The 19015-nt window shown below is 45.3% G+C and carries 19 protein-coding genes; 14 read left to right on the top strand and 5 right to left on the bottom strand.

Going from position 1 to position 19015, the window contains the following annotated elements; translation table 11 throughout:
• Positions 1–102 precede the first annotated feature (102 nt).
• The 3 genes from ACED46_RS08100 to ygfZ form a co-directional block, all read right to left on the bottom strand.
• Positions 103–309 (bottom strand): DUF1107 domain-containing protein, encoded by a 207-nt coding sequence (locus ACED46_RS08100; RefSeq protein WP_009847660.1) that lies wholly within the window; start codon positions 307–309, stop codon positions 103–105.
• Between the two features lie 545 nt (positions 310–854).
• On the bottom strand, positions 855–1316 hold the full coding sequence (locus ACED46_RS08095) for an aminoacyl-tRNA deacylase (RefSeq protein WP_029235114.1): 462 nt from the start codon (positions 1314–1316) through the stop codon (positions 855–857).
• Between the two features lie 4 nt (positions 1317–1320).
• The gene (gene ygfZ, locus ACED46_RS08090; RefSeq protein WP_371721224.1) at positions 1321–2292 is read right to left on the bottom strand and encodes a tRNA-modifying protein YgfZ; all 972 of its coding nucleotides are present in this window, start codon (positions 2290–2292) and stop codon (positions 1321–1323) included.
• A 167-nt stretch (positions 2293–2459) separates the two neighbouring features.
• Here ygfZ and ACED46_RS08085 point away from each other — a divergent pair, with 167 nt between their 5' ends.
• Entirely contained in the window at positions 2460–2720 is a 261-nt protein-coding gene (locus ACED46_RS08085; RefSeq protein ID WP_004735374.1) for a succinate dehydrogenase assembly factor 2, read from the top strand.
• Positions 2668–3087 carry a protein YgfX gene (locus tag ACED46_RS08080; protein WP_324295273.1) on the top strand — a complete coding sequence of 140 codons (420 nt, stop codon included), beginning with the start codon at positions 2668–2670 and terminating at the stop codon, positions 3085–3087. Before ACED46_RS08085 ends, ACED46_RS08080 begins: the two co-directional genes overlap by 53 nt.
• A gap of 152 nt (positions 3088–3239) precedes the next feature.
• On the opposite strand, the gene nadB is transcribed toward ACED46_RS08080, so the two are convergent.
• On the bottom strand, positions 3240–4856 hold the full coding sequence (gene nadB, locus ACED46_RS08075) for an L-aspartate oxidase (RefSeq protein ID WP_371721223.1): 1617 nt from the start codon (positions 4854–4856) through the stop codon (positions 3240–3242).
• A gap of 389 nt (positions 4857–5245) precedes the next feature.
• Between nadB and rpoE the strand changes: the two genes are divergently transcribed.
• From rpoE to acpS, 11 genes are all read left to right on the top strand, one after another.
• Complete coding sequence (rpoE, locus tag ACED46_RS08070; RefSeq protein WP_371721222.1) at positions 5246–5824, top strand: RNA polymerase sigma factor RpoE; 579 nt, start codon at positions 5246–5248, stop codon at positions 5822–5824.
• A gap of 26 nt (positions 5825–5850) precedes the next feature.
• Complete coding sequence (locus tag ACED46_RS08065) at positions 5851–6474, top strand: sigma-E factor negative regulatory protein (RefSeq protein ID WP_171732419.1); 624 nt, start codon at positions 5851–5853, stop codon at positions 6472–6474.
• Positions 6471–7433 carry a sigma-E factor regulatory protein RseB gene (gene rseB / locus ACED46_RS08060; RefSeq protein WP_017059047.1) on the top strand — a complete coding sequence of 321 codons (963 nt, stop codon included), beginning with the start codon at positions 6471–6473 and terminating at the stop codon, positions 7431–7433. Before ACED46_RS08065 ends, rseB begins: the two co-directional genes overlap by 4 nt.
• A complete protein-coding gene (locus tag ACED46_RS08055; RefSeq protein ID WP_017059046.1) occupies positions 7430–7900 on the top strand; it encodes a SoxR reducing system RseC family protein in 471 nt (156 codons plus the stop codon). Before rseB ends, ACED46_RS08055 begins: the two co-directional genes overlap by 4 nt.
• A gap of 137 nt (positions 7901–8037) precedes the next feature.
• Entirely contained in the window at positions 8038–9831 is a 1794-nt protein-coding gene (lepA, locus tag ACED46_RS08050; protein ID WP_017059045.1) for a translation elongation factor 4, read from the top strand.
• 97 nt (positions 9832–9928) lie between these two features.
• Positions 9929–10825, top strand: a complete 897-nt coding sequence (gene lepB / locus ACED46_RS08045) for a signal peptidase I (RefSeq protein WP_017068697.1) — start codon at positions 9929–9931, stop codon at positions 10823–10825.
• Between the two features lie 26 nt (positions 10826–10851).
• Positions 10852–11529, top strand: a complete 678-nt coding sequence (gene rnc, locus ACED46_RS08040) for a ribonuclease III (protein WP_017066012.1) — start codon at positions 10852–10854, stop codon at positions 11527–11529.
• Positions 11522–12493 (top strand): GTPase Era, encoded by a 972-nt coding sequence (gene era / locus ACED46_RS08035; protein ID WP_017059042.1) that lies wholly within the window; start codon positions 11522–11524, stop codon positions 12491–12493. The genes rnc and era overlap by 8 nt, the downstream gene beginning before the upstream one ends.
• A gap of 102 nt (positions 12494–12595) precedes the next feature.
• The gene (gene recO / locus ACED46_RS08030; protein WP_371721220.1) at positions 12596–13324 is read left to right on the top strand and encodes a DNA repair protein RecO; all 729 of its coding nucleotides are present in this window, start codon (positions 12596–12598) and stop codon (positions 13322–13324) included.
• Positions 13321–14058, top strand: coding sequence for a pyridoxine 5'-phosphate synthase (gene pdxJ, locus ACED46_RS08025; RefSeq protein WP_017059040.1), 738 nt, complete (start codon positions 13321–13323; stop codon positions 14056–14058). Before recO ends, pdxJ begins: the two co-directional genes overlap by 4 nt.
• Positions 14059–14127: 69 nt before the next feature.
• Complete coding sequence (acpS, locus tag ACED46_RS08020; protein WP_017059039.1) at positions 14128–14508, top strand: holo-ACP synthase; 381 nt, start codon at positions 14128–14130, stop codon at positions 14506–14508.
• 125 nt (positions 14509–14633) lie between these two features.
• Here the strand turns inward: acpS and barA are convergent, their stop codons facing one another.
• Complete coding sequence (gene barA, locus ACED46_RS08015; RefSeq protein ID WP_017059038.1) at positions 14634–17447, bottom strand: two-component sensor histidine kinase BarA; 2814 nt, start codon at positions 17445–17447, stop codon at positions 14634–14636.
• A 165-nt stretch (positions 17448–17612) separates the two neighbouring features.
• On the opposite strand from barA, the gene rlmD reads away from it, so the two are divergent.
• A complete protein-coding gene (gene rlmD, locus ACED46_RS08010) occupies positions 17613–18932 on the top strand; it encodes a 23S rRNA (uracil(1939)-C(5))-methyltransferase RlmD (RefSeq protein WP_017063211.1) in 1320 nt (439 codons plus the stop codon).
• The last annotated feature ends 83 nt before the right edge of the window (positions 18933–19015 follow it).

Raw genomic sequence — 19015 nt, 5'->3', positions numbered from 1 at the left:
GTTCTGGTGGTATATCGAATCATCATTGATACGAAAATTGGTACGAAAAAAGGGTTGGCATAATGCCAACCCTTTTTGTTTTTAATTCTGTAGATAATCAGGTCATGCGTACGCGCAGCGCAGTTTCATGATTTCACTATTTATTTCTTTCACTGTTTGAAAGTGACGTTTTTCTGCTCGGTCTGGTAGCACTAGCTTACCGTTATCAAACTCAAATTTTCCTACGCCGTAAATGTAGATTCGTCCTTTGAAAAGTCGACTTACATGTTTAGCAATCATACTCGGTGTATAGCGCTTAAACAGTCTCATTCTTAATTATCCTTATATTTACCTATAGAAAAACTCCGAGATAATAATTGTGATAAGCATGGAGTTATATGCAGTAGCGTTGACGTTAATTAGATATTTGTGCTGTTCTAAGCACTTTCTTCAGTAAATATCTATTTTTACGTGAGCTCCTCCCCAAAATAATACTGAGTAGTGAACTGCCGTGAACTTTTCTGTTCAGTATTAAGCAGTGATAATGTTACAAGTATAAGAATAGGCGGGATTTTTTTGTTTGTGTAATCAAATTGTAAATTTCGGACAAAAAAAAGCCCGTCTAAAACGGGCGAATAGTCACAGATGCATTACACAAAAGTGGATACTGATGTTACTCAGTGGATTCACTTGCACTGATTTGCTTAATAGCTAGTCAGTAAATTTACAATAACGCAAATTTAACTTTGTGACTACTTATGCTTTTATTTTGAGTAACTATTTATTAATGGTGTGTTCTTCTTATGACGAGGTTCACACTAAAAATGTACTCAATGAAATATTAAAATGAAGTTTGCGAAGCATGATCTAAACGATCATCGACTGATGTCCGCGACGGTCGGTGCACATAGCGCCATAAGATCATTGAGATCCAGCGCAACGCCAGCCATTCGGTCGCCGGAGCTAATGGTTACGGTCGAGTTGTTTTGAATGGAAGGATCAAAAATGATCGGCATGTGTCTCTTGAGAGCGAGCGGACCAACACAACCCACTTTAAAACCGGTGATCGCTTCAACATCAGCGAGCGACACGCAGGTCATTCGACGGCAATTCAGTACCGAGCGTACTTTCTTGGGGTCGACAGAGCGATCGCCAGCAGTACAGGCTAACGCATACTGGTTGCCCATATCCTTGAGCAGGATGCACTTCACCATTTGAGAGGCGTCGATGCCTCGCTCTTGTGCAGTTTCTTCAATGCTGGTGGTTGGCTTGCTTTGCATCAGCAGGCGATAATTCACCTGCTGTTGATCCAGCCATTGTGTAATCTGCGTTTCCACGTGGTTACTCGTCGTCAAGGCTGTACGGCAGTGGCAGGATATTCCATGTTTGATCAGGCTGCGCGGTCAGTCGCAGCTGAACATCGTCATCAAGGTTGTTTGGCAGTACCATCAAACCAATCGCTCGGTTATCAGAAAATTGATAGACGTTTAATAGTCGGCCTGCGCCACGCCAGTTCTCACCCACACTACGTTCCAGTTCAATAGGGTTTTCTAACGACAGCACGTCCGCAGTTGTGCCCGACACAATGCGCATCTCACGCTTGTTCATGCCACGGTACTTAGCACGAGCAACCGTTTCTTGACCTGTGTAACAGCCTTTTGAAAAGCTGATACCGCCAATCGCTTGCAGGTTAAGCGCTTGAGGGATGTGCTCGTTTTGCTCTGCTTTCGATAGGTTAGGCTGAGCATCAAGAATTTCATAATACTGCCAAAGTGCTTCTGATACTTTTTCTGCTGAACTACTTGAGACTAAAGTTGCAGCGGCTTCTTCTGTCACAAGTAGAGCCCAGCGGTTATCTGCAACTTGAACCGCTGTACCACCAGAGATAGCACGCACATTACCTTGGCTTTCTGAAATAGAATCAATGTATTGATTAGCTGACGAACCCATCACACCGATAACAACGTCAGACGTTTGCTCGATATCGACCTTAGAGAACACCGCGTACTTCTTGATTTCAACGAGCTCGACTTCAATCGCTGATTTAGGTTGCATGAGTGCGTAGCCACCGTTGTGGTGGAACAAACGAAAGATACTCCATACCTTTCCTTTTGCATCACAGTGCGCGCCTAATGTGGATTCATCATTAGGAAGAGTGACGACATCGCACGTTACTTGACCCTGTAGGTACGACTTTTTGTCATCGCCTATCATGGTAATTGCACTCCAGTCTGATACGTGTGTCATCATCAGTTCTGGAAGCGATTCATTTTGCGTATGAGCGAGTGGCTGAAATATGTTTTTCCAATCCATTTTATCTTTCCTAAGAATTTTATTTGGCTCTATGTTAATCCGGTTCTGTTTCTTTGTCAGCCTAGGTTTTTTTGTGAGCTTAGATAGGGACTGTGACTCACATAGTAGTTGCAAGGCGTATGACTTGTTACACTCCGAGAAAGAAAAATTATAGGTGAGGATAGCCAATGTACACTGCAGAGCAGAAAGCACGAATTAAATGGGGTTGCCGTCGCGGCATGTTAGAACTTGATGTAGTCATCATGCCATTTTTCGAAGAGTGTTTTGATTCATTGCAAGAGCAGGAACAGCGCGAGTTTGTTTCTCTATTAGAGTGTGATGATCCAGATTTGTTTACTTGGGTAATGGGCCACGGACGCAGTGAAAACCTAGGCCATGCATCAATGGTTGATAAAATTGTCGCACACAACCTCAGCAAGGTTCGTTAAGCTTCAGCTTAACCCTTCGTATTCCGCATTATTTGCAAAAGGCACTATTTTTGGGTGCCTTTTGTTTTTCATCGTCCTGTCTTCTATTCCACTTGCCGCCAGCCTTTATTGCTTAGCTTTAATGATCCGCTTGTTCAGAAACAATCATGTGATTCTAAATAGTGTCTATGGGCGTTTTGATTACAGAGAGGATGGTGATATTCGACTCAATGACCGAACTTACCGACTCAAGTCCGTTGATAAGATCTGGGCGCAGTTCTTCGTTAAATTGCAGTTTGAATGTGGGCACTCGGTACTGCTTTGGCGGGACAGCTGTTGCGAGCGAGAATATCGCCATTTTCTGGCGAACTTACAACGAGCGCGCTAGAGAAGCCAAACTATTCGATGAAAGAAAGTATTCGATGAAAGAAAGTATTAGATAAAAGAAAGCGTTAGACAAAAGAAAAGGGAGCACTCGGCTCCCTTTCGTTTAATCATTTTCCGCTGACGGCTAATTCGCTAAGCACGTTTAACCAATTATTATGATTGGCGTTTCTCTGGCGTCAGAATCGTTGGGCCACTGTCTTCTGCAAGTTCAGGGTAATCCAACGTGTAGTGGAGGCCGCGGCTCTCTTTGCGCTGCATTGCACAACGAACCATTAGCTCTGCCACTTGTAGCAAATTACGCAGTTCTAATAAGTTATTCGAAACCTTGAAGTAGCTGTAGTACTCATGAGTTTCTTGTTGCAGCATCTGAATACGGCGTAATGCACGCTCTAGTCGTTTATCCGTTCGAACAATGCCCATGTAATCCCACATGAACAGGCGCAGTTCGTGCCAGTTGTGTTGAATGATAACTTCTTCATCACTGTTGGTGACTTGGCTTTCATCCCATGCTGGCAGTTCTGCACACAGTTGAGATTGGTCGATGTTCTCAACGATATCTTTTGCTGCTGCCCATGCGTAAACCACACACTCAAGCAGTGAGTTAGAAGCCATACGGTTTGCACCGTGTAAGCCGGTGTAGCTCACTTCGCCAATCGCATACAAGTTCGTTAGGTCGGTTTGACCCTGCTTATTAACCATGACACCACCACACGTGTAGTGAGCGGCTGGTACGATAGGGATCGGCTCTTTGGTCATATCGATGCCCAAGTCCATCAAGCGAGTATGGATCATCGGGAAGTGCGCTGTGATGAATTCTTCAGGCTTGTGGCTGATATCAACATACATACAGTCGGCACCCAAGCGCTTCATTTCGAAGTCAATTGCACGAGCAACCACATCACGTGGCGCCAGTTCACCGCGCTCATCGAAGTCCTTCATAAAGCGAGAACCATCTGGACGACGCAAGTAAGCCCCTTCACCACGCAGTGCTTCCGTTAGTAGGAAGTTACGCGCTTCTGGGTGGAATAAACAAGTTGGGTGGAACTGGTTGAACTCAAGGTTTGCCACACGACAACCCGCACGCCAAGCGATAGCAATACCATCACCTGAAGAAACATCTGGGTTAGAGGTGTATTGGTAAACCTTTGAAGCGCCGCCTGTTGCTAATACAACAAACTTAGCGCGCACGGTTTCAACATGTTCTTGGTTACGGTTCCAAATGTAGGCACCGATCACCTTGTCTTTTGAACCACCAATCTTATCTTCCGTGATCAAATCCAGCGCATTGTGGCGCTCGAAGATCTCGATATTTGGGTGGTTGTTGACGTTATCTTGTAGTGAGGTTTGCATCGCCATGCCAGTTGCATCGGCAGCGTGCAGAATTCTGCGGTGACTGTGGCCACCCTCACGAGTGAGGTGATATTTTGGTTGGCCTTCTGTGCTGTTCTCATCTTTATCAAATGGAACACCACCATCAATCAGCCATTGCACACACTTTTTCGCATTTTCAGCAATGAATTGAACTGTATCTTCTTCGCATAACCCAGCCCCAGCGATTTGAGTATCCTCTACATGAGACTCAATACTGTCCGACTCATCGAACACCGCGGCGATACCACCTTGTGCGTAATACGTCGATCCTTCGCTGCGTGGTCCTTTGCTTAATACAATTACTTTTGCATGTTCTGCTACGCGTAAGGCTAATGACAAGCCTGCCGCACCACTTCCTACCACTAATACATCACACTGATGTTCACGGTTTGCGTTCATAAAACTTATTAAATCCCGGGCTATAGTCGAGTTGTCCACTCTCAATTGACTTTGTCTTGTTTTAGGAGTTTGGCTAAGACTGTTATAATCTCTCCAGAGTCATCCTTAAACGCTATGCAAAATCAATATATAGACAGCTATCTAGAAATATTTAATTGCTCAATACCATTGCTTTTGCTCAAGTTTCCCCAAATTGATAGGGATAGCTATTTTTATTACATCACATTGTGAAACAATAATGGCAAATAATTTTAAGAAAGTTGGAACTTTCGGTATTTGGCTTAGTCACAATAGTGCTCTTGTAGACGGTGGTGTCAATACTACATTTCGCATAATTAGTCCCCATATCTGTGAAGGTGAGGGTTATAACAATAGGAGTACCCGCTCGAATGAACGAGCAGCTAACCGATCAAGTGTTGATTGAGCGAGTTCAGAGTGGAGATAAGCAGGCATTTAACTTACTAGTGGTTAAGTATCAAAACAAAGTTTGTAATCTTATCTCTCGATACGTGAATAATTCCGGTGATGTACCTGATGTAGCACAAGAAGCTTTTATTAAAGCTTACCGCGCGATACCTAACTTTCGTGGCGAGAGTGCCTTCTATACATGGTTATACCGAATTGCCGTGAACACCGCTAAAAATCATATCGTTGCCCAAAGCCGTAGGCCGCCAGCAACCGATGTAGATGCAGAAGATGCAGAATATTACGAAACAGGCAGCGCGTTAAAAGAAATATCGAACCCTGAGAACTTAACGCTGTCAAAAGAATTGAAACAAGTTGTTTTTGGAGCGATTGAAGCGCTACCAGAAGACTTAAAAACTGCAATGACGTTGCGAGAGCTCGAAGGTTTGAGCTACGAAGAGATTGCAGAAGTAATGGATTGCCCTGTAGGAACCGTACGTTCGCGTATTTTCCGAGCTCGTGAAGCGGTGGAAAAGAAAATCAAACCTCTTTTGCAACACTAGAACTTGTAATAATTATGGTGAAAATAATGGCTGATAAAGAAAAGCTTTCGGCACTCATGGATGGTGAAACGATCGATAAAGCTCTCATTGTAGATCTAGAATCTGATCAAGAAAGCATGGATACTTGGCAGAGTTACCATTTAATTGGTGATGTTATGCGTGGGGATTCGCCAGAAACTCCAGAGTGGAACATTGCTAATAGTGTAGCGGCAGCGCTTGAGAACGAGCCTGCATATGGTTCAATGTCGAACCTGCACCAAGTGAATGTTGAACCTACTGTTGCTCCAATTGAAGAGCAACCTAAACCTCAGCAAGCGAAGCGTCAGCTTCCGGCGTGGTTACAACAGTTTGGACAAGTTGCCGTGGCAGCGTGTGTTTCATTAGCCGTTGTATTAGGTGTTCAACAATATGGTGGTAGCGACCCTGCAGCACCAGAGCAGTTGCCTGTACTCCAGACGATTCCATTTGCCGGTTCTGCGGAACCAGTAAGTTTAACGCGTGACTCTGTTGAGAAACCAGCATCTGAAGCTAACTTGCAAGAGCAGCGCAAACGCGTTCATGCATTGTTAGAAGATTATGAGCTGCAGCTAAGATTAAACAGTGATGCATCGCCAATGCAAGATGCACATCTAGAATCGGACATTGAATGAAGAAAATCCTGGTCAGTGCACTGACACTGTTCAGCTTGATGTCTCCAACAGCCTTTGCAGAGGAAACCACTGCAAAGGCCTTGTTGCATCAAATGAACGAGGCCAGTCAGCATCTAAATTACGAACTCTCCTACATTTTGATAAAGAAGAGCAGTATTGAGCCTCTTGTTTATCGCCATGCGGTTAACGACGACCAACAACTTGCACACCTTGTTTATCTAAGCGGCCCTGTTCGTGAAGTCATTCGACGTGGCAACGAAGTTAGCTACATCGAGCCGGGTACAGAGCCATTTACGATTCAGTCAGGCAGCATGGTTGCGCCTGTTATTCCGATGATTAATCGAGATATCGAATCTCTGAATCAGTACTACGACTTTGTGAAAGTTGGTCGCTCTCGTGAAGCAGGTAGCACCACTCAAGTGCTGCGTGTCGTGCCGAAAGATGGCCTTCGCTACTCTTACGTGGTTTGGGTAGACGAAAAAACGAATCTTCCTTTGCGTGCCGACCTTTTGGATCGTGATGGCGAAGTGCTTGAACAGTACCGCACTATCTCTTACGTGGTGAACGATAAGATTGCTGAGGCTATGGGTGGCTTGAGCCAAGCTCAATTGCCGAAAGTTTTATCATTACCGGAAGGCTTAGTGAGTGAAACTAACTGGCAAGCGTCGTGGATTCCTGAAGGGTTTAAATCAAAAGAGCTTAGCCGCTATCAAATGGCTGCGACCGATAAAATGGTTGAAAGTCAGCTTTTCAGTGATGGACTGTTTAACTTTTCGGTTTATATCGCGGAAAAAGATGAGCATTCATTGAAAGGGCAGCTGGTGCGTCAAGGGCGTAGAACCTTGCACAGCTTAGTGATTGGCGATAAAGAGATCTCTGTGGTTGGTGACATTCCGCCGGCAACTGCAAAACGTATTGCTCAGTCAGTTACATTTAATAAATCGGTACAAGCGCAATGATGACCGCGCTGGCGACCGTTAGCTCGGTTGAACAAAAAGGTAAGCAATACTTTGTTCAATTGAGCTGCGAACAACAAACCAGTTGTAGCAGCTGTTCTTCTCAAAAAAACTGCGGTACGGGTATTGTGACCAAGGCTGTTGGCAATAAATCTTTGTTTTGGCAGCTTAAAACCAAAAGCTTAGTCAAAGCTGGACAAATCGTAGAAATTGGCTTTCCAGAAAAAAGCCTACTTCAGTCGGCGGCGATTGTTTATCTCATCCCACTTTTCATGTTGATGATTGGTGCTGGTTTTGGGCAACTCTTGTTACAACCCTTACTCCAGGGGGGCGAGGGCATTGTTATCTTAAGTGCAGCACTGTTTACTGCTGGTGGGATTGCCTTAGCGAAGCGGTTAGCCAAACCCATGGAAGACAAATCCAAGCAAGAAGTCGTCTTGATTCGAATCCTAGGTGAGTCTCTCGTCTAATTTATGATGCTTCTTGCCCTTAAATTGGGTAGAATCTGCCAACTTGATTGAAATGCCGCCACCAATGCTGACTGTAGATTGGACGCGTCGCGGCTTTCTTATTATCCCTATTCAAAGAGTTTAGTCACACCAAGCCTATGAAGCACATTCGTAATTTTTCGATTATCGCCCACATCGACCACGGTAAGTCGACCCTTTCTGACCGCTTAATCCAAGTTTGTGGAGGATTAAGTGAACGTGAGATGGCAGCTCAAGTCCTCGATTCTATGGATATAGAACGCGAGCGTGGTATTACAATTAAAGCGCAGAGTGTGACTTTAGATTACAAAGCTAAAGATGGTGAAACTTACCAACTTAACTTTATCGACACTCCTGGACACGTAGACTTCTCTTACGAAGTATCTCGTTCTCTAGCGGCTTGTGAAGGCGCACTACTTGTAGTGGATGCTGGCCAAGGTGTTGAAGCACAAACTCTAGCAAACTGTTACACAGCAATCGAAATGGAACTGGAAGTAGTGCCAATCTTGAACAAGATTGACCTACCAGCTGCTGAACCAGAACGTGTTGCTGAAGAAATCGAAGAGATCGTTGGCATCGATGCGATGGAAGCGACTCGCTGTTCTGCGAAAACAGGTTTGGGTGTTGATGATGTTCTAGAAAACATCGTGACGGCAATCCCGCCACCGGAAGGTGATCCTGAAGCGCCTCTACAAGCGTTGATCATTGACTCTTGGTTCGATAACTACCTTGGCGTAGTTTCTTTGGTTCGTATCAAAAACGGTAAGCTGAAGAAGAACGATAAGATCAAAGTAATGTCGACAGACCAAGTATGGGGTGTTGACCGTCTAGGTATCTTCACGCCTAAGCAAATCGATACTACAGAGCTAAATACTGGCGAAGTAGGTTGGGTTGTTTGTGGTATTAAAGACATCCTAGGTGCACCGGTTGGTGATACGTTGACGCTTGCAAAAGGCGGCAGCACTGAACGTCTACCTGGTTTCCAAAAAGTGAAGCCTCAGGTATACGCTGGTCTATTCCCTGTATCATCTGATGACTACGAAAACTTCCGTGACGCGTTAGGCAAATTAAGCCTGAACGATGCATCACTGTTCTTTGAACCAGAAAGTTCAGCAGCACTTGGTTTTGGTTTCCGTTGTGGCTTCTTAGGAATGCTTCACATGGAGATCATCCAAGAGCGTCTAGAGCGTGAATACGACCTAGACCTAATCACAACTGCTCCAACAGTAGTGTATGAAGTTGTAAAAACAGATAAAACGGTTCTTTACGTTGATAGCCCGGCTAAACTGCCAGCGGTTAATGACCTAGAAGAAATTCGTGAGCCAATTGCACGCTGTAATATTCTGGTACCTTCGGATTACCTAGGTAACGTAATCACACTGTGTGTTGAGAAGCGTGGCGTACAAGTAGACATGGTCTACCACGGTAACCAAGTTGCTGTGACGTACGATCTTCCTATGGCAGAAGTAGTTCTAGACTTCTTCGACCGTCTGAAGTCAACGTCTCGCGGCTATGCATCATTGGATTACAACTTCCAACGTTACGAGCCATCAAACATGGTACGTGTAGACGTACTGCTGAATGGCGAAACAGTTGATGCACTAGCTATCATTACGCACAAAGATATTGCTCAGTCTCGTGGTCGTCTACTGGTAGAGAAGATGAAAGAATTCATCCCTCGTCAGATGTTCGATATCGCGATTCAAGCAGCGATTGGTAACCACATCATTGCTCGTTCTACAGTGAAACAACTGCGTAAGAACGTAATCGCAAAATGTTACGGTGGTGATATCAGTCGTAAGAAGAAACTTCTTAAGAAACAAAAAGAAGGTAAGAAGCGTATGAAGCAGATCGGTAACGTTGAACTGCCTCAAGAAGCTTTCCTTGCAATCCTTCATGTTGGCAAAGATTAACTTTATCCAGCATTAAACGAATAATTGAAAGTGAAAGAGTAGCTCGCTACTCTTTCACTTTCGTTATTTTTAAAGAAATGAAATTTAAGGGATATCAATGGCTAATACATTTTCGCTTATCTTAGTGATCGTAACTCTAGTGACCGGCATTGTATGGGCGTTGGAAAAGTTTGTGTGGGCGAAGAAGCGCCAGCAAAAGCTTGCTGACGTTGAAGCACAATCGAATGGCCTAGACGCTGAAACTAGCGCAAAAGTTACGGCTCAACCTTGGTGGGTTGAGAACAGTGTGTCCATTTTCCCGGTAATTGCATTTGTTTTGGTTCTGCGTTCATTTATTTATGAACCGTTTCAAATCCCTTCTGGCTCGATGATGCCAACGCTTTTGGTTGGTGACTTCATCTTGGTAGAGAAGTACGCGTACGGTCTAAAAGACCCAGTATGGCGCACTCAACTGGTAGAAACGGGCAAGCCAGAGCGTGGTGATTCAATCGTATTTAAGTACCCACCTCAGCCTAACATCGACTACATCAAGCGTGTTGTTGGTATGCCAGGTGACACCATTCGCTACAGCAGTCGTAAAGAGATCTGCATTCAGGCGAAGGGTACAAGTAGCTGTGAACCAGTGAAACTAAGTAATGTTGAAGAGAGCCAATTTATTCAAGATGGTGTGCCTCTGATTCAGCTGAACGAACAGCTTGGAGACGTAGAACACCAGATTTTAGTTAACCCATTGCGCCGCGATCGTGTGCAAGCATATCAGCCTCGCAATGGTGTTAACGAATGGGTCGTTCCAGAAGGCCAGTACTTTGTGATGGGTGATAACCGTGACAACAGTGCCGATAGCCGTTACTGGGGCTTTGTCCCTGAAGCAAACCTTGTTGGTAAGGCCGTTGCTATTTGGATCAGCTTCGAATTCGAACGCGGTTCAGACAGTGTACTTCCAACATGGATTCCTACTGGTGTGCGTTTTAATCGCATCGGTGGGATTCATTAATCGATCACATAACACATCGAGAGAGCATGAATTCTCCAATTGATAAACTAGAGAGAAAGATTGGCTATCAGTTTAATGATGCCGATCTTATCCACTTGGCGCTGACTCACCGCAGCGCCGCAGGCAAACATAACGAACGTCTTGAGTTTCTGGGCGATTCAATTTTAAGTTTTGTTATCGCTGATGATCTTTACCACCGTTTTCCTAAGGTAAACGAAGGTGATATGAGCCGCATGCGCGCAACATTAGTACGTGGTCATACATTGGCAGAACTAGGTCGTGAATTCGAACTAGGAGATTACTTAAAATTAGGTCCAGGTGAGTTGAAGAGTGGCGGTTTCCGTCGTGATTCTATTCTAGCGGATGCGGTTGAAGCGGTCATCGGCGCTGTCTATTTAGATAGTGATACCGAGACGGTTCGCGGCATTATTTTAAGCTGGTACCAATCTCGCCTAGATGCTATTCAGCCTGGAGTATCTCAAAAAGATCCGAAAACTCGCCTACAAGAGTTTTTGCAAGGTCGAAGAAATCCTCTACCTGTCTACACAGTGACTAATATTAAAGGTGAAGCACACAACCAAGAGTTTACGGTTGAGTGTGAAGTGGCAGGTGTGGATAAACCTGTTATCGGTAAAGGCACTAGCCGCCGCAAGGCAGAACAAGCGGCTGCTGAAACAGCATTAGAGCAACTAAGCAATGTCTGATAACAACCAAGATTTCGATATCGATGCATTCTTTTCATCTGATAGCAAAAAAACAGGCCTACCGGAAAACCAACACTGTGGCTTCATCGCTATTGTCGGTCGCCCAAATGTAGGTAAGTCGACGCTTCTGAACCATATTCTGGGTCAGAAGATTTCTATTACATCACGTAAACCACAGACGACACGTCACCGTATTATGGGCGTTGAAACTGAGGGTGATTACCAAGCGATCTTTGTTGATACTCCTGGACTTCATATTGAAGAAAAGCGTGCCATCAACCGCTTGATGAACCGTGCGGCGAACAGCTCATTGAGTGATGTAAACCTAGTATTCTTCCTTGTCGATGGTACTCACTGGACTGACGACGATGAGATGGTTCTGAACAAACTGAAGAAGACTGACTTCCCAGTTGTACTTTGCATCAACAAAGTAGATAACGTTCAAGACCGTACTAACGTGATGCAGCACATGATGGAAGTCTCTAAGAAGATGGACTTCATTGATGTAGTGCCAATCTCAGCGAAGCAAGGTAAAAATATTGATGTACTGCGTAAGCACGTACGTGAACATTTACCTAAAGCGACACACCACTTCCCTGAAGAATACGTGACTGATCGCTCGCAACGTTTTATGGCCTCTGAAATTATCCGTGAAAAGCTGATGCGCTTTACGGGTGACGAGCTACCTTACTCGGTAACGGTTGAAATCGAACGTTTCGATTACAACCCAGATAACGATGGCTTCCACATCAATGCACTGATTCTTGTTGAGCGTACAGGCCAGAAGAAAATGGTGATTGGTAAAGCGGGCGAGAAGATCAAAACGATTGGTCGTGAAGCGCGTATCGATATGGAAGAGCTATTCGGCCGTAAGGTTTACCTAGAGACTTGGGTCAAGGTTAAATCTGGCTGGGCTGATGATGAGCGTGCACTTCGCTCGTTAGGCTACATCGACGATCTATAATATATTGAACGTCACTTTCTGAGATTAAGAAAGTTGAACTGAAGATAAATCCAAGAGAGAGTGCGAACTCTCTCTTTTTGTATCTGTAATAAGGGTAAGTGATTGAGCGAAGGGTTACAGCGATGCTTTGTGTTGCACCGTCGACCATACAGTGAGTCGAGCCTGATCTTGGACGTCTTCAGCGAAGAGTTCGGTCGGGTGACGTTGATGTCTAAAGGCGCTCGCAGCAAGCGTTCCAATTTGAAAGGTGCATTACAACCTTTTACGCCGCTATTGCTTAAGTGGTCTGGTAATGGTTCGATGAAAACCTTACGCCAAGCTGAACCCATCAGCTTGGGGCTCCCTCTCACCGGTATTAATCTGTATTCAGGCATGTACGTGAACGAGCTTATCGGTCGGGTATTGATGGCGGAAGTACCGATGCCTGCACTTTTTCACGACTATCTTCATGCTTTAACAGAGCTGGCGCATAATGATAATCCTGAGCCAGCACTGCGTCGCTTTGAGCTGGCTCTATTATCTGCTATGGGTTACGGCGTCGACTTTTTACACTGCGCGGGCACTGGCGAAGCGATTGATCCGAGCATGACTTATCGCTATCGAGAGCAGAAAGGTTTCATCGCTTCAGTACGTCGAGATAACCTGACTTTTATGGGCGATGAACTTATTGCAATCAGCGAACGTAGGTTTATCACTAAAGAGCAGTTAAAAGCGGCAAAACGCTTTACACGCATAGCCTTAAAGCCGTATCTTGGCGGCAAACCATTAAAAAGTAGAGAGCTATTTATGCCAACAATAGCCCTCTCCAGAGCACGGAGTATTGGAAAATGAGCTCAATCCTTTTAGGCGTTAATATCGACCATATTGCAACACTACGTAATGCACGTGGTACTAAATACCCAGATCCAGTACACGCAGCTGAAATCGCTGAACGTGCTGGTGCAGATGGCATTACTATTCACCTGCGTGAAGACCGTCGTCACATCGTTGATCGCGATGTGCGTATTCTGGCTGAAACACTTCAAACTCGCATGAACTTGGAGATGGCCGTAACGGACGAGATGGTTCAAATTGCACTCGATACTAATCCTGAGTTTGTTTGTCTGGTTCCTGAAAAACGTGAAGAGCTAACCACTGAAGGTGGCTTGGACGTAGTTGGTCAACTAGAGAAGATCAAAGCGGCGACACAAAAACTGTCTGCAGCAGGTATCAAGGTATCTCTGTTTATCGATGCTGACCGTGAGCAAATCGATGCTGCAAAAGCGTGTGGCGCACCGTTCATTGAACTGCACACGGGTCACTATGCTGATGCTAAGACAGAAGAAGATCAACAAGACGAGCTTAAGAAGATCGCAGCAGGCGCAAGCTATGCAGATGACTTAGGTATCACAGTCAATGCGGGTCATGGTCTGACTTACCACAACGTAGCACCGATTGCGGCACTTCCAGAGATCTACGAGCTGAACATCGGTCACTCGATCATGGGACGTGCAGTGTTTGATGGCTTAAACAAAGCCGTTGCAGACATGAAAGCAATCATGGAAACAGCACGTAACAACGCTTAGTTCGGCAAGTCGTCGGCACTAAGCGATGTACAGTTAATCATTAGACAGAAGTTAAGTAGTAGAGGAAACATGGCAGTTGTTGGATTAGGTACAGATATCGCAGAAATCGAACGTGTCGAGAAGGCGCTGTCGCGAAGTGGCGACGCTTTTGCTCAGCGTATTTTGACGGATTCTGAGTTTGAAGTATTCCAACAGTTGAAGCAAAAAGGCCGTTACCTTGCAAAACGTTTTGCTGCTAAAGAAGCTGCATCTAAGGCGTTAGGTACGGGGATTGCGCTGGGTGTTACCTTCCACGACTTTGAGATTTCAAACGATGAGCATGGTAAGCCAGTATTGAGCTTACACAAGAAAGCGCGTGAAATCGCAGAGGCGAATGGCACAACATCGATTCATCTGACTATCTCGGATGAGCGTCACTACGCTGTGGCAACGGTGTTACTCGAATCGTAAACAGATTATCGCGACTTTATATCTAGTGCTCTTGGCTCTAGACAGAAAAAAGCAGAGCTCATGAGCTCTGCTTTTTTATTGGCGGGTAAACCCTCTAAAGAATACTAGTGAGTAACAAGTACCCGCTAGGCCTTCGCCTGTTTCAAGTAGTGAATCGCGGTTGCTTGAACCTTATCTAATTCATCCTGAAGCTCGAAAAGCTCAGGTTCAATGTCTTCAACAGAAGTACCTGAACGCAGCTCTTTCTCTATTGTCGCACATACCGATTTTAGCCTTGGTACGCCGCTGTACGAGCTGCTGCCATGCATCTTGTGAATGATGTGTATCAGCTCTTCAACTGGATAGTCACTGTCTTCTATCGCTTTGTCTGCTGCCTCATACACCTCTGGAATAAAGTCGACGAGCATTTGCAGCATATCGCGTGCGAGGTCTTCTTTATTGGCGGCTTGTTTCATCGCAGCTTGCCAATCAATGATGATGTTTGTGTGCACGCTGGCTTCAGTTTCTGACACCGGACCGTTGTCGACTTCAGCAGAGACCGCTGGGTGGTCTGGATCTATTTTTTCGATGAGCTCAACCTCAGAGGTCGAGCTCCAATGAATCAGAACCTGCTGTAAAACATGCTCTTCAATAGGTTTGGTTAGGTAGTCATCCATGCCCGCTTCAAGCAGTCGATCTCGTTCGCCAATCATTGCATGTGCGGTCACGGCAATTACAGGTGTATTCGCATTGTTCGCCAGTTTTTTGATGTTCTGACAAGCGGTTACACCGTCCATCTGTGGCATTTGAATATCCATGAAGATGATATCAAATGGCGTCTCTGTCGCTTTGTCTATCGCCTGCTGACCACTGGTACAACTGATGACGGTTTCTACACGCTCTTTAAGCAGCGCGGTAATCAACTTAAGGTTGGCTGGGTTGTCGTCTACTGCCATCACAGTAAGCGGTAACTTCTCTTCAGAATGCGTTTCAATCGCTGGTGCAATCAAGGTAGGTGCCTGATTCGATACCAGAGTTTGCAGCAACTTCTTACGAGAAAGAGGCTTGGTGATGCACTGAACATCGACCTCTTTCATTAGTTGCTCACCCAACGCTAGCTCGGTACTTGGTGTACCAATAATCACGTTTTGAGCAATCTTCTTCGCACCGATCGCCCAACCACTCACAGTATCAAATTGATACTCTTGGTTGGCGGCTAGGTTAAGCAGAACGTAGTCATACGAGGTCGTCTCATCTGGCATCACCGAACGATACGTTACCACTAAGCCTTCTTGGGTTAGGATTTGCTGAGTAATCGATGCCGCTTGCATGTTTGGCTCGATAAGCAGCAGTTGTTTGTCTTGCAGACACTGCGTCTCAATCAGCTCTGTCATAGGCATATCAGTCGTTGATAGTCTCAAGGTGAACCAGAAGGTAGAGCCTTGGTGAAGACGACTGGTTAGGCTGATCTCTCCGCCCATTTGGCTGACCAGTTTTTGGGTGATAACCAGACCTAAGCCTGTACCGCCGTAACGACGAGAGATACTTGCATCGGCTTGGCTGAAAGCTTGGAAAAGCTGAGCTTGTTGACGCTCAGAAATACCAATACCCGTATCGCGAACCATGAATTGCAGCTCGATGTTGTCTTCACTTTGTGAGCGAAGCTCAACGCTGATATCAATGTTGCCGCGTTCGGTAAACTTGATTGAGTTACCAACAAGGTTGGTTAGGATCTGCTGAATACGCAGTGGATCGCCCACCACACCTGGCGGTACTTTAGGGTCGATCTTCAGTGTCAGTTCTAGGCCTTTCTCATGAGCGTTGGTTGCTTGAAGGTTTACTACCTCTTCAAGGCTGGCTTGGAATTCAAATGGGATGTTCTCTAGGGCTAATTTACCGGCTTCAAGTTTCGAGAAGTCCAAGATATCGTTGATGATGCTAAGCAGGTTGTTTGCCGAGCGTTCAATGGTTTGTAGGTAATCGGTTTGACTGTTCGATAGGTGAGTCTTGAGCATTTGACGAGTAAAGCCAATCACACCGTTCAGCGGCGTTCTCAATTCGTGAGACATATTCGCTAAGAACTCAGACTTAACACGAGCCGCTTCTTGAGCGCGTTTCTTCGCGATGTCTAACTCAACGTTTTGAATCTCTAGCTGTTCAAGAGTTTCACGCAAATCTGATGTGGCCTGGTCGATACTGTGCTGCATCTCGACGTGATACTCTGATAGCGATACCGCCATCGCATTGATACCGTTTTTCAGCGAGTCTAGCTCACCATGCATCTTACCTTCGATACGCACATCTAGGTGACCTCGACGAATTCGGTCGACCATGTTTTTCATGTGTGTGATCGGTTGAGTGACATCGTGCATTAAGCGGAACGCAAACACGCCCGATAAACCAAGCCCGAGAATCAACACTAAGAATGCAGAGAACACTTCTTGATATTGCTGCAATCGAAGTGATGAAAGATCTAATTCAATCGCAATGTAGCCGATCGCTTGATTAGCTTGAGACTGACCGTTGGCTGAATTGATGTACTGGCCTTCGGCGATGATAGGTGTCCGCAGAATCAGCGTATTATCGAGAAGGTTCGATGAGCTTAAATGCGGGATCGGTTTATCTTTGGGGTAGGTCAGGCTTTCAAAATCGGGGTGGAAGTTTGAGGTTACAAACAACTCATGACGCTCATCAAACACCGCGATACTGCGCACTAGCTTAGAATTCTTTCGATGCGCATAGCTAATAAGCTGACGAACAGACTCTCGACTTTCGAGCTTCATGCCTGATTCACTCGTAATCGCAAGTGGCTCAATGATGCTAGTACCAGTGTTAACCACTTGACCTTCAAGGTCTTGATAGCGGTTAAATGAGAAAAATGCACTCAATAGCAACCCAATAATCAGGGTTGGAGCTAGAGTTAAGGTAATTACACGGGCTCTTAAGCCATATCTGGTCATGTTCTTTAATTACATCGAGGTCTGGATATGGGAAAATAACGCACACAATGGCGGTTAAGTGAACGGTAAGCTTAATCAAAGCCGTGACGTTCGACAATGATTCCAAGACATAATAGTGAGTCCTGGATACCAATTACTTATTAAAAGATACATTAGGCACAAGCAATGGCACGTTTTTTCCAACCAAAAAAGAAAACTCAACTCGAGACCAAGCATCAATCGGTTTTGGTTGAACGAATGGATCACAATGGCGCTGGCATCGCTTATCAAAAGAATAAACCGGTTTTCATTGATGGCGCATTGCCCGGTGAGCAGGTGGTTATTCAACTTACTGAGAGCAAAAGTAAGTTTTCGCGAGCTAAACTCATCAAGTTATTGAAGCCGAGCGAGCAGCGTTTAAAGCCGTTTTGTAAGCACTTTAATCAGTGTGGTGGCTGTCACCTTCAACACCTAGGTTACTCTTCTCAGGTTGAGCATAAATCGCAATCTCTGACGCACCTGATGAGCCAATACCAAACGGCGAACACTGAAGTTGCACAACCTATTGTCGGTGATGAAACCGGTTATCGACGTCGCGCACGTATCAGCCTATTTGTTGATAAGAAGACACAACAGCTTCAATTCGGTTTCCGTAAGAAGCAGAGTAAGCAGATTGAAAACATCACCGACTGTGCCGTGCTTGATCCTCGCCTTAATGTGTTGCTGCCAAAACTGAAAAATTTACTGAACACTTTCAACAGCCTTACGTCTTTAGGACACGTTGAATTGGTGTTGGGCGATACTGGCCCTGTTATGGTTCTACGTCACCTTAAGCCTTTGGTTGAAAAAGATGAGCAAGCGCTGATTGCGTTAGCAAAAGAAGAAGGCGCTACGCTGTACTCGATGCCTGAAACCGATAAGTTGGTCCGTCTGGTTGGTGATGCGCCTAGCTACAGCGAAACTGGCGTGACGTTACCGTTTGAGCCAAACCACTTTATCCAAGTAAACCAGAAAGTGAATCAGCAGATGGTGGCTCAAGCGATTGAGTGGCTAGAACCTCAAGCGGATGAGCGAGTGCTCGACCTGTTTTGCGGCTTAGGGAATTTCAGTTTGCCGATCGCGCAACAATCGGCGTTTGTGGTTGGCGTAGAAGGCGTTGATGAAATGGTTCAGCAAGCCACATCTAATGCAGCGTTAAACCAGTTAAGCAATACGGAATTTTACCAAGCTAACCTTGAAGAAGACTTATCTTCACAGCCTTGGGCAAAAGAGAAATTCGATAAAATATTGCTTGACCCGGCACGTGCGGGAGCGAGTGGGATCGTTGATCAAATTTCAGCGTTAGGAGCGAAGCGTGTGGTTTATGTTTCGTGTAATCCTGCTACTCTAGCTAGAGATTCAGAGAGCTTAGAAAAGCAAGGCTACCAATTAGCCAAACTTGGTATGTTGGATATGTTCCCACACACTAGCCATTTAGAATCGATGGCTCTCTTTATCAAGGCTTAAAGGCCCGTAAATAAGGCTTAAAAATGAATGACAAAGGCGCAGGGACACCTGCGCTGATATCAATATGGTCGAACTAACTTGGA

The organism is Vibrio sp. 1S139, from assembly GCF_041439475.1.
In the GTDB taxonomy this organism is placed as follows: Bacteria; Pseudomonadota; Gammaproteobacteria; order Enterobacterales; family Vibrionaceae; genus Vibrio; species Vibrio crassostreae_C.
Note: the sequence above shows the minus strand (reverse complement) of the source record. Positions and strands in the feature narration are given on the sequence as shown.